The 12,732-nt window shown below is 47.4% G+C and carries 9 protein-coding genes; all 9 read right to left on the bottom strand.

What is annotated here, in order from left to right:
• Window position 1 precedes the first annotated feature (1 nt).
• Window positions 2-1,015, bottom strand: coding sequence for a FecR family protein (locus BMW79_RS13440; protein WP_089895508.1), 1,014 nt, complete (start codon window positions 1,013-1,015; stop codon window positions 2-4).
• A gap of 42 nt (window positions 1,016-1,057) precedes the next feature.
• Window positions 1,058-1,603 carry an RNA polymerase sigma factor gene (locus tag BMW79_RS13435; RefSeq protein ID WP_089895506.1) on the bottom strand — a complete coding sequence of 182 codons (546 nt, stop codon included), beginning with the start codon at window positions 1,601-1,603 and terminating at the stop codon, window positions 1,058-1,060.
• A gap of 539 nt (window positions 1,604-2,142) precedes the next feature.
• A complete protein-coding gene (locus BMW79_RS13430) occupies window positions 2,143-2,784 on the bottom strand; it encodes a response regulator transcription factor (protein WP_177192152.1) in 642 nt (213 codons plus the stop codon).
• A 54-nt stretch (window positions 2,785-2,838) separates the two neighbouring features.
• Window positions 2,839-5,832, bottom strand: a complete 2,994-nt coding sequence (locus BMW79_RS13425) for a ligand-binding sensor domain-containing protein (RefSeq protein ID WP_089895503.1) — start codon at window positions 5,830-5,832, stop codon at window positions 2,839-2,841.
• A gap of 105 nt (window positions 5,833-5,937) precedes the next feature.
• Entirely contained in the window at window positions 5,938-6,852 is a 915-nt protein-coding gene (locus BMW79_RS13420; RefSeq protein ID WP_089895501.1) for an EamA family transporter, read from the bottom strand.
• Window positions 6,853-7,104: 252 nt separating this feature from the next.
• Window positions 7,105-7,449 (bottom strand): nuclear transport factor 2 family protein, encoded by a 345-nt coding sequence (locus tag BMW79_RS13415; protein ID WP_089896887.1) that lies wholly within the window; start codon window positions 7,447-7,449, stop codon window positions 7,105-7,107.
• A gap of 182 nt (window positions 7,450-7,631) precedes the next feature.
• Window positions 7,632-8,873, bottom strand: a complete 1,242-nt coding sequence (locus BMW79_RS13410) for a PepSY-associated TM helix domain-containing protein (RefSeq protein ID WP_089895499.1) — start codon at window positions 8,871-8,873, stop codon at window positions 7,632-7,634.
• A 5-nt stretch (window positions 8,874-8,878) separates the two neighbouring features.
• Window positions 8,879-10,117, bottom strand: coding sequence for a DUF4374 domain-containing protein (locus tag BMW79_RS13405; protein WP_089895497.1), 1,239 nt, complete (start codon window positions 10,115-10,117; stop codon window positions 8,879-8,881).
• Between the two features lie 32 nt (window positions 10,118-10,149).
• Window positions 10,150-12,522 (bottom strand): TonB-dependent receptor, encoded by a 2,373-nt coding sequence (locus BMW79_RS13400; RefSeq protein ID WP_089895495.1) that lies wholly within the window; start codon window positions 12,520-12,522, stop codon window positions 10,150-10,152.
• Between the last annotated feature and the right edge of the window lie 210 nt (window positions 12,523-12,732).

Below are 12,732 nucleotides of genomic sequence, written 5' to 3'. Positions count from 1 at the left end.
ATTACTTAATTAATACATTGGTCGAATCGGCAAATTGGTACTGTTTGTTTAATGTGAAACACAATACATCCAGTACAGCTGGTAGTGCATCATTCTTAAATCGTCCTGAGAATATTTCCTGTTGAAGGTTGATTCCTTCTACGCTGATCTTAATATTATAACAAGCTTCCAGTTGGAGTACCACTTCGCTTAAAGGCGTATGATCAAAAATGATCTCCTGTGCTTTCCATGCGTTGAGGGTACTTTGTGCAAATTGCTGTGGTTGTGGTGATTTGCGGGAATCAGGCTCCAGGAGCAAACTTTCCGATGGCAGCAGGTAAGCCACCAATATTTGCTTGCCTGCAGTTTCCTTTTGCACCATCACCTTTCCTTCTTCCAGTAATACATGCAGCGCAGCTTTCTGTGCCGTCATGCGGAAAGCGGTACCCAGTGCAGTCACCGTGTACTCCGCACTTCTCACCTTAAACGGCCGGTGCTGATCGGGCGACACCTTGAAATAAGCGACCCCATTGAGTTCCATGCTGCGGCTGCTGACGCCGAAAGAATGATCCAGCTGCAGCAGCGTGTTGCTTTCGAGCAGTACATAACTGCTGTCAGGTAATATAAAGCCTTGCCGGGCGTGGCCCATGGTGCTGTATTGCAGGCGGAGCGGTCCGGAACGCGCTGCCACAACAGGAGCGGCAGTACGGGCAGGTTTGAAATACCAGGCGGCCGCGAATACCAGTATCAGCGAAGCAGCAGCGGCGTAATACCAGCGGATGGAGCGGGTGCGTGGTGCGGACGCGGACAACAGGTATTCATCCAGTTGAGCCAGTGCCAACGGTTTTTCCTTTTCCGCATACGACAGCCAGCCTGCGGCCATCACCATCTCCCTGGCTTCCTGTACGACCTGCTGATGTTCAGGATGCTCCCGGAGCCAGTTCTCCCAATAGCGCATATCTTCCTCCCCTGTCTGAAAACAGTAGTTGATAAAAGACGACTGTGCCATTAATTTTTCTACGGAGACAGATTCCATTCCGGCTTGCTTTTTCTATACAGAGGGAAAAGCGCACCCGATTTACCACAGAAATAAAATATTTTTTTTGCCGACATCCTGTCGAAGCTGCGAAATCGCGCGGTGGGTAAGGTTATAGACGGTACGGAGACTTGTATTTTTTACATCGGCAATTTCCTGGAGAGAGAGGTGTTGCAGGAAACGCATTTCTATGACTTCCCGTTGAGCGGGACTCAAATTGGCCATGGCAGCCTGTACACGGCCAAACTGGGTATCAAAGAGGTCTGCCTCTTCATTGTCGTCGGCCGACAGGTCCATCATGCTGCTGACATCCGTCAGTTTTTGTTGTTTTCCCCATTGTTCTATCAGACGGCGTTTGAAAGCGGTGAGCAGGTAAGCAGACACCTGTATGTCCTGAGACAGGTTACTTCTTTTCTCCCATAAATAAATAAAAAAATCGTGCAGATGGTCTTTTACAAAAGCGGCATCACCATCGAGCCACTTACACCCCCATACAAATAAGCGTGAATAATATTGATCATATAATTCACGGAAGGCAGCTTGTTCACCGGCACAAAATTTCACCCAAATGTCTCTTTCATCAAACATATCACAGCGGCAAACGGGGGGATATTAACCTCCAGTTTGGTTGACTCCAAAGATATTAATTTAATTACAACGGAAGTAATTTCCCCTCAAACGGGCAGGGGATAAATAAGAAAGCCGCCTGCCAGGGCGGCTTTTATGAGGGTTATCAGACAATGTCGATGAAAGGAAACGTTATTTTGTGGGGTCAGGAAGGATGATATTAAATAGTTTTTCCCTATAAAACGCCGCTCCTGAGACCACGGTCGTACAAGTGATCCCAGGCAACGGCGTAACCAGATTTAGAATGGCGACTGGTATAATTTTTCACAGCCGTTGTGCCCGGATGGGCACAACCTGCCGTGATTATGGGTATAGGGAGATCATACGGAAGCAGATATGCGGCCGTTCCACGGAGCAAAGACTTTCGCCCGCAGACCGGAAACATATAAAATATTTGAAACATCTGAGTAATGGCACAAAAAGAGATGGCTAAAACTGACGCAGGCATGTATCGATTGATAAGGCACAAAGAAAATCTAAAATGCCGCACTGCGGTATCCCTACTTAGGGGGATGGACTGTTTTCCCGAAACCGCCCTTGATCAAGAGATGACGGCTATTCACTTCCAATTTCTGATAGATATTCTTGATATGTGATTTCACCGTTTCCAGTGAAATGCTTAAGCGGATGGCAATTTCTTTATTGGTGAGTCCTTCTTCTACCGCCCGCAATACCTGCGCTTCACGCGGGGTAATCTTTTCTTCAAGGGAATTGGATGTTTTGGGATGAAAATAGGCCACCACTTTGGCCGCAATCCCAGGGGACATAGGCGCGCCACCTTCCATAGCGGTGAGCAGACCTTCTTTTATTTTCAGCAGCGGCGTATGTTTCAGAAGATATCCATTCGCCCCGGCACACAAAGCCTGGAACAATTTCTCCGGATCATCATACACCGTCAGCATAATCACCTGGCAGCCAGGGGCTCTTTTTTTCAGCAACGGAATGCCTTTTATCCCTGATTTTCCGGGTAAACCAATATCAGACAACACTACATCCAGGACCAGATCAGGTTCCCATTGCAACAGGAATTCCTCCACCGATCCGGCCGACAGCAGGCAGGTGAAATCCGGTTGCTGCCGGAAGAAATCTACCAGCGTTTCCCGCACCACTGCATCGTCTTCTATGATACCCAGATAAATCATAGCTGTAAAGATGAAGGAAAAAAAACAAAAAAGCATCTCCCTACTTTGGGGGATTTACCTCACTGGCACTGTGAGTTTGAGGTAATATACCTGTCCCTCCTGCCATGTTTCCAGTTCCCCTTTCATCAGCTGGGAGCGCTGCTGCATAAAGTAAGTCCCTTGTCCGCCCTGATAGGGCTTCTTTACCGGTTCTTCACTTTCAGGAAAAGTATTACTGATTAGCAAGGCGATCACCTCTGAAAAATGAAGTTTTATGTTTATTACCGGCTCACTGGCATTGCGGGTAGCGTTGCTCACTGCTTCCTTAAAGATCTGGAAATAATTCTGGCGGATGATCTGCGTAAGCGGCATGCCCGCATACGCCCCGGTAACGTTGAATACAAAGCGAATATCCAGTTCATCTCCCAGGTTGCTTATAAAATCTTTCATTCGGGAGACGAGATCCGCAGCGGTATCAAACCGGGAGTCGATAGACCAGACCATGTCACTCATGGTGCGTAACGCCTCCCTGCTGGAGCTGGCGATTTGTTTGGCCATAAGCGGTGCTTCCGGCAAAGCGCTCAGGCGATCGGCCTGAAAATAAATCCTGGTCAACGTACTGCCCACTTCATCGTGCAGGTCGCCGGCAATTTTAGTACGCAGGGATTGTTCCTTGAGCAATTGCCGTACCTTATAGCGGAAAATGGCTACTATCCCCAATAACACGATAAGTATGCACAACAACCGGAACCACACCGTTTCATAAAAAGCAGGCAATACTGCCAGCGGCACCGACAATAATTCCTTAAACACTGCCTGCCCGGGAAAACGGGTGGCCAGGTGGAAAGTATATTGTCCCGGTGTGATACGGGCGATACTGATATCATGCTGCTGCCCGATTTCCAGCCACGGTCCGTCCTCCTCAATGCGGTAATAATAATTCAGGAGATCCGTGCGCTTATCTGTTCCACCAAAGCTAAGGGAGAAAAAATCCACGCCGGGCGGCACTTCCAGTTTCACATCAGATAAATAGGGTAGATTATGATGCTGCGTCAGCGTCATGCCGGAAGTAGTACTGAAATTCGTGAGACTAACCTTCAGGTCCATATCTGCATGTTTATAACGCAGCATATCTTCCACCCTGAATGTGGTGATACCATTGAGGGTTCCCATATAAACACGGTCGCCATATACGGCGGCGGCTGCGTGATTAAACTCATTGGAAGGAAGATGATCCAGTTGTGAGTAACTGGTGATCTGGCCATTGCGGGTATCAATAATACTTAACCCATGCTCTGTGCCGGCAATCATCCAATGTCCCTGCTGTACCAGTGTGTATACAATATTGCCCGTCAGGCCGTTACCGGCGTCGATTTCCCGGATCAACTTCCCATGCAGGTCAATAATCTGGATGCCCCGGCCATTGCTGCCCAGCCACAATTGATTATTCACCAACCGGATACTGTAACAGGTGTTGAGGTTATCGGGGGTGGTCTGACTAACAGGTAGCGCCTGCACGCTATCATCAGACCGGTCCAGATCAAACAGTCCGTTGATAGTGGCAAAATAGCAATGCCCGTTTAGCGGCAATATTTCATTGATACGGCTGTTCTGCAATGCCAGGGCGGCTTTTCCCTTCCCCTGCGGCGACATGATGCCGGTATGGATATTCAGCAGGAATGCGCCCCTGTAGGTACCCAGCCAAACCAGCGAATCATTTTCCCGCACTATACTGATAAAAAAACGGGGCACCCGGTCCGGTTGTCCTTTGCTGGCAGGGATATTAGCCACCTGTGGTGTCACGACGCCGGTTTTCAGATCATACCAGTGCAGCCCGTTTCCTTCGGTAGCCAGCAACAACCGGTGATCATCCCAGGGAAGCACCCGGTAAATTACCCCGTTAACGATCGGGGTAAAATGTCCGGTTGCCTCATTCAGCCGGATAAATCCTTCTTTATAGGAAGTGACATACAAACAACTGTCCGATGATTTATAAATAGCACGGATACTGTGTGCAGTGGGGTCGTCGTTGGTAGTCAGCAGATTGCGGAACGGGTCCTTTGTCAATTCCAGTTCTGCCACACCGCTTTCAAAAGAACAATACACTTTATTATCACGTGTAACCACAGACGTTACATCCGCATTAAAAAAATTTGCCGGTATATTATTTTCCGGAACAAACACCTTGTCCTGCGCCGCATCATACTGGAAGACGCCCAGCCGGCGGATATAAATACCCAGTTCCCCGTTTGGCAACAGGAAAAAACGAATATACCCCGCGATAGATAACGTGTCGCCATTTACCTGTTTCACTTTCGTCAGCTGCCGGGTACGCGGATTAAATACCTGGATGCCGGCTTTACCTGCAAAAAAAACGATCTTACCTGAGGGATGAAAGTACACTTCGGGAGTAATACTGTTTTTTAATTCCGGCATCGCGAGATATGCTCCCGGCGTGTAAGCGTTACCGCTTCTTTCCAGGCATTGTAAACGACCGCTATGAACCACCCACAGCTGATTTTTCACCGGTTCCCCGATGTAATCAATGGCGCGTGCAAACGGATCGGCACGGGGCTGATCAGATAAGTCAGCGATCTGCACCAGGTGCTCCTTTTCTACCCGATAAATTTTATAGTTGTTCCCGGTGGTGTATATCGTGCCATCCGATCCAATACAAATACGCTTTATAAAATGTGTTCCTCCTTCGCCGGGATCGTTCAGAGGTGTTATCAAGCGGGTAGTCCAGCGATGGGTATCAAAAAAAACCAATCCGCTCTGCGTACCTATCCAGAGGTTATCCGATTGGTCAATAACGATGGTAGTAATAGCATTGAAAATAACAGAGGGCGTACTTACCAGGTCGAATGTAAGCAGGTGATTGCCATCATACCGGTGCAAACCGGAAGTATTGAAAAACCAGAGCAGGCCGTGACTATCGATAGTCGCGTTATTAACAATAGCATCGCCTATCCCGGCGGGCAGTTTAACGTGGCGGAATTGCAGAATACCATCGGCCGACACCCGCAACGGAATAACAAAGAACAAAAGGCATAGGAGGATACGGCGCATAACAGGCAACAATTAACAACGGCTAAAGGTAAACAATAAGCGGTATTGTTTTTAAAAAAGAAGCGATCCCTCATCGCCGGGATCGCTTCTTATACGGATCATTGGTTATACGGTCTGTGGTTTTCTATCCCTGGCCCGGACCGTTGTTTTTTTCTGGAAGTAATGCGCATTCAGCAACAGCATCGATAACAGCATCAACACCACTCCTGCCCACTGCAAACCATTTACCGGTTCCTGCAAGATAAAATGCGAGCAAACAATGGCCACCGGCAACTCGGCCGTCATGATCACCCCACTGATACCCGCTCCCACTTTGGGAATGCCCCTGGCAAATAATAAGGGTGGAATCACGGTACCAAAGAGCGAAAGAAACAAGGCCCATTTTCCGAGGCCTATGTCGAAATGAGTACTGGCCAACAGTTGCGGCGCATTGATTGCAAAAATACATAGCGTGGAACCGGTGATCATCACCGCACTTTTCTTACCGGCATCCAGGTTCTTTCCTACCCTGCTGTTAGCTATTACGTAGACAGCATATAAAAATGCCGATGCCGCCGCAAACAGTAAGCCTTTTACAGATAAGCGGGACAAGCCACCACCAGCCATACCGCTTCCCATCCAGGTACCCGCCAGGATCAACAATGTAGTGATCACCTGTAAGGCTGATGGTTTCTTTTTAAAGATCAGCGCCTCCATCAGCAAACCTATCCAGGTAAACTGCATCAGGATCACGATAGCCACCGATGCAGGAATGTAAGCGACGGATATATAATAAACAAAACTGGTGAGCCCTATACTAGCGCCGGTGAGCAGCAGCCAGCCCCATTGACCGGGTGTTATCGCTTCCCTCCGGCGTTTACGGAGCAGGTAAATGATCCATAATACCACCATCCCGGTTAAAGCCTGGGTAAAGGATATTTCTGCGGCAGTATAGCCTTCGCGGTAAGCGAGTTTTACAAAAGTAGAAAGAATGCCGAAGCTGCACGCGCCGGCGAAAACCATTAATATATACCTGGTCATTATTTTCGGTTGTGTAAATAAGAAAAAAGGAGAATAAGGGGTACACGAAAATAACCAGGTACATTCAGTGACTGAATACCTAAACAGGAAGAACCGATCCCTGGAACAGGGAGTCGTTAAAAGCCTTGGTAACGCTGGTTATTTTGCGTACAAAACAACAACAGCAGGCGGAGGAGTACTTGAATAAATACGATGCATTGGTTTAAATTATGGGCAACAAGATAGCAACAATTTTTCAGATCTCTCCGGAAATTATAACAACGGACGGGGATCAAAAACCACCTGCAGCGAACTTACCTTTCCGTTCTCCAGGTGGTACCAGGCGCTTCCAAAGATATTTTTGCCGCCCATATCCAGGTTGTACCAGACGCAAACATCTTCCTGGTCTACGAACACTTTCTGTACATCGTATTTCAGTTTCATTTTTGTCATATCGTCAAAATAAGCATCGGCGCCCCTGCGCGATCCCATTACACCATCAAAAGTCATCTCATCCTGCGCGAAACGGCGGGCCGTCTCAAAATCCTCGTCATTAATGGCCTGGATGAGTGATAATACAACTTTTGCATTATCTGAAGCCTGGTTTATCTTTTCCATGGTAAACTGTTTAACACACAGTCCCAAAAAATCATACCGCAATTTCAAGGGCCATAGCAGCGGCCGGAGGGGATAAAATTCCGCAACCGGGTGAGGTCCGGGGTACCCGGTTTTTGGAAAAAAAGAAGGGGTATCACCTGGATGATACCCCTTTTGCATATAGGAATCGGAAATATGGGCGGTTATACAGCAGCCGTTTGTACTGCTTTCTTAGCCGTTGCGGGCGCTTTCTTCTTTCTTCCTTTACCCCACCAGATAATAAAACCGGTGATAGGAAGGGTAGCGCCGATCAGGCTGGCAAAAAATGCCATAAACTTACCAGGGAGGCCGAGGATACTGCCCACATGGATATCGTAGTTCATTCTTCTCACTTTAGCGCCAAAATCAGCTTCTGCAAAAGACTGCTCATACAGCTTGTTACCCGTCAGCGGCTGCAATGTATGCTGGTCGAAAGCATAACGCTGGTTGTTATAGTATTGTCCTTTGCTTGGATATACGATCACAGAGATGGCCGCAGTAGCTTTGGTGGTATCCGGGAAGGCAACATAAAAACCAGGCGCATCAGGATGTTTGCCCACAGTAGTATGCCAGGCCATATCCATTTTCTGTCCCAGGTTATCGAAGTGTTTTATTCCTGCCTGGGTAGAATCGGATTTCAGCTCCACGAATTCCGGTAAGGTTTTACCACCGGAGGTTGCCCAGTAAAGACTTTTACTCCACCATTGCAGGCCATATACCATACCGGTAACACCAATGGCAAACAGCACCAGCAGTGCATAGAAGCCCAGTACATTGTGCAGGTCGTAGTTGACCCGCTTAAAGCTGGCGCCCCATTTTATTTTAAAGCTCTGGTTACGGGTATTCTTATTCCATTTTTTGGGCCACCATAATACCATCCCGCTGATCAGGGTAATTACACAGATCAGGGTACTGTAGTTGATGATAGGACGGCCTATTTTAAACGGCAACCACAAAAAGCGGTGACCGTTGAGCACCCATCTGAAAAAGCTGGTTTCGCCTTCCTTGCGGTTTACTTTGCTGATCACTTCACCGGTATATGGGTTCAGTTTCAGGGTAGAACCACCGCGACGGCCGCCGATATTGGCTTCTATCGCTTTGCCTTCTTTATACAATACATAACCCACCTGTTTGCCGGGATATTCTTTCCCGGCCACTTCCAGGATCTTTGAAGGAGGAATCAGGGCCTGTGCCTGTACCGGGACATTGCTGTCAGGTTCCATCCAGCCGGTGATCTCTTCATTAAAAACGTAGATGCATCCGGTGATACAGATAATCACGACAATAATACCGGAAACAAGGCCCAGCCACAGGTGTAGCCAGGCGGAGATGCGGTAGAACAGCGACCGGGAATTTGGTTTCTTCCCGGCCGTTTTTTTTGATGGAGCGTTCCTGTTATTCTGCATAAAAATCAATAATCTACTTTGGTGATCGCTGTAATCTTTCCGCCATCCACGGTCAACCCGAGGGAAGCTTTAGCCGTTGCTATGTCAATCTTATATACCCAGCTGCCGGTAGTGGTATTCAAACCAATAAAGCCGGTTTTGCCATCTGTAGAAAGGGTGTTGTTATTGTAAGCTGCTGACGTAGAAGTAATTTCAGCAGGGCCACCGGTTACCCAGGTGAACGTTTTAGTATTTACATTGGCCAGGGCCATTTTCAGCTGACCGGATACTTTTCCTGACTGCGCATACATCATCAGTAAAAACATATTATCGCCGAGGTAAGTATGCGTAGAAATATGATGTCCGCCGGATGCTTCTTGTACATTGAAAAAGTAGCTTTTATCAAATTCGGTGGTGCCATGCAGGATTCTTACAATAGCAGATGGTTTGGTAGTAGTGACTACACCGCTGTTGGTAGCGGCTGCGGAAGAGAAACCATATGCATCGCCATTTTCAGTTACAGACAAACCATTATTGAAGTAACCTCCCAGGTAGCTGGTACGGTTGTCGCGGATCACTTTTTCCAGGTCCAGTTCCGGGTAGGAGAATACGGCCACCCAGGTGCTGTCGGGATAAACGGTACCGAAAGCATCGCTGCAGCAGCCTTTGATACTCATATAAGGAGCGTATACTTTATTGCCTACCTGTGTAGCCCAGGTAAAGTGTGCACGTTCGCCGTTGGCCGCCAGTTTCACGATATTAACACTATCGCGTCCCACAATCCTTGATTTCAGGGCATCAATGCGATACATCCCGGCGGTTTCATTACCGCTTCTCGGTATTTTCATCAGCAACAACTCATCGTTTACTTTCGTGAAGAGCTGCACCGTTTCTGTCTGGAATTCAGAAGCCTTTACCAGTTTACCATCGGGACCAAAGCGATAGGTTGTTACCGCACCCGGGTTACCCTGGCCATACAGGAGACTGAAAAATCTTCCTTTGTGCGTGAGGTAGTAGCGGTAGGAACCATCCTGTTCTTTTCCGTTTCCTTTGGTGGTGATGGAACCCTGGTCCAGCCGGTCGGCCGTGAGCAGAATATCTGCGATACCTGTGGTTCCTACCGGCGTTACCGTTATCACATATTTAGATAATCCTTGTGTTCCTCCGTCTACAAAACCTTCGTCCAGTGTGTCTTCCTTATCGCATGATACTCCCAGGAGAACAATACTGCCCAGCAGGAATAAAAGCTTACTGATTTTCTTCATCACGATGTATTGAAAAAATGAATGATTAATATTTACTTGCTGATAAAATATCTCAGCTTGGCATAAAATGCGCGGCCGGGCTTCTGTAAGGTGAAGTTGTCATAGAGCCGGTTATCCACCAGGTTCTTGCATTCCACGGATACGTTATAGCGGCCGTTAGCCAGACTGTACACCAGGTTTACATCCTGGCAGAACTGTCTTGGTATTTCCAGCTTCTCTTCTGCCTGACCAGGCCAGGAGAGATAATAAGCATGTACATACAGGAAGTTGTAGCCCAGTGTCAGTGTATTTCCTTTTTTCAGGAAATCTCTGAAGAACAGGGAAGCATCGGCATTACCAAAGAGGTAAGGCATATTGGGAATACGATCGCGGTACAGCGGGCTTCTGTTCTTTTGTCCATCCTCAAATTCTGTATTGTTACGCAGGTTCTGGTAAGTCATATTTACGCCGGCGGTAAACAGGTCTTTGAAAGAGTATCTTACTTCGCCATCCACACCCATGTTGGTCACAGCGGCAAGGTTACCGTTGGTTTGCTTGGTCTGGTTCGGATTCAGCATAGGACGGATAAAGTCTTTCGCATCGCGGTACAGGAAGTTAGCGTCGAAGCTGAAGTGGTGATCTTTCCCGATATGTGTGAGGTAGTTTACACCGAAGTTGAAGTTGTTGCTGCTTTCCGGTTTCAGGTCTGTATTACCTTCGAGGTTGAGCATATCACCAAAGAGTTCTTCTGTTTCAGGTAAGCGGTAGCTTTTCTCGTAAGAAGTTTTCAGTTGCAGTGCAGGTATCAGGAAATAGGTAGTAGCGATACCATAACCGAGTTTATTAAACTTGGTTTCCAGTTGGCGGTAGGCCACATCGCCCCAGTTGCCGCTAGGATTGTAGCTTTGAGAAAAGCGGTTGGTCTGGGAGAATTTTTTTGCAAAGATGGAGGTATTCCATTTTTCGCTGTAATCAAATTTGTATCCCAGGCCGAGAATATTTTTAAATACTTTTTTTGGCTGATCATACTTTTCATCCATCGGGAAAAGCTGATCTTTTCCTTTACGGTTGAAGGTGTTGTAAACATCATTCAGTACAAAGGAGTGGTGGTCATCAATTTTGTAGCTGAGGTTAGCGGTACCGATACCGTTGTTGTTGCTGAACTTGTACATAGAACGTTCGCGTTCAGCGCCATTGTTAGGTTCATATTGCTGGAACCAGTTGTAGCGGCGGTTTACGGTGTCTATATTTTGTTCATGTCCCAGGTTATAGTTACCGGTTAAGCTGAAGTTCAGTCCTTTTACAAAGAGGTCTTTCACCTGGTATTTCACGCTGGGCATGATGATATCTCCTTTGCGGTGCCAGTTGCCGAATACGCTCACCATGCGGGCGCCGGTCTGGATTTCCGCATAGTTCTGGCCCATAGTGATACCGAAGAGTAATTTATCTGCATATTTTTTCCCTACTACCCCCACGTTGGCAATGATGGTTTCATTGTGGTAGGTATCATGGAATCTTCTAACCGTCTGACGCGGATAGTATTCACCTGTTTTAAGATCGGCTACGTTAACGCGTACCTTGTAGTTATTGTCGGAATAGTTCTGGAAGGCGTTTACCTGGATAGTAAAGCCGGATTTCGCGGTATAACCTGCATTGAGCGTAGAGCGGTGAGTGTTGAACGAGCCAAAGGAATAGGAAGCATCCACGTAGCTGCGTTTACTGTTGCTGGTTACAATGTTGATAGCGCCGCCCAAAGCATCTGATCCGAGCCAGATGGGTACTACGCCTTTGTATACTTCTACCCGGTCGGCCAGGTTGATCGGAATATTATTCAGCTGGAAGGAGGAGCCAAAGTTATCCATGGGCACGCCGTCGATGAAGAATTTCACCTGACGGCCGGTGAAGCCGTTGAGCGAGAAGTTCATGCGGGAACCGAGGCCACCATCTTCACGTACGCGGACGCCGGATACACGGTCCAGTGCGTGCGACAGATCGAGGGTGGAGTTATATAATTTCTTTGCGTCGATAGCAGTTACATTGTACGCCTGGCGGTTTACTTCCTGGCTGGTAGAGCGACCAATAACAGAAACGGTGTTTATTTCGCTGATAGATTGTTCCAGGGCGAATTGCAAAGACTTCTCTTCACCGGGCTGGAGTTCCAGTGTATGATCTTTTGTTTTATATCCTACGATAGAAATGGAGAGTATATGTTTTCCCGGGTTGATCTTCTGTATGCGGAAGAAACCATCTACATTGGAAATAGCATTGGCATTGCTATGGTGTAATTTTACAGAGGCGCCTGGAATAGGGCTGCCGGCAGCATCTTTAACGTAGCCGCTGATGGTAGCGGGAGTAACTGACTGTGCATCTGCGAAAAACGCCAGGGATAGTAAGATGCTGGTCAGCAATAATTTTCTGATATACATTTTAAAACAGCTTTATTGATGATGTACAGGCACACGAATCCCCTTCCCATGGGCGTCCCCGAAGCATAGGTGAATTGGCTTACCTGTTTCCTTTATGTCATTTTAGATGTATGCAAGTGAAAAGCGACTCCTGAAGCATGGTTATCAGGCGTACTACATACAGTATCTATTATAGGTATCTGATTCTTTTGCAAAAGTAGGTTGATATCC

It is taken from the genome of Chitinophaga arvensicola (assembly GCF_900110835.1).
In the GTDB taxonomy this organism is placed as follows: Bacteria; Bacteroidota; Bacteroidia; order Chitinophagales; family Chitinophagaceae; genus Chitinophaga; species Chitinophaga arvensicola.
Note: the sequence above shows the minus strand (reverse complement) of the source record. Positions and strands in the feature narration are given on the sequence as shown.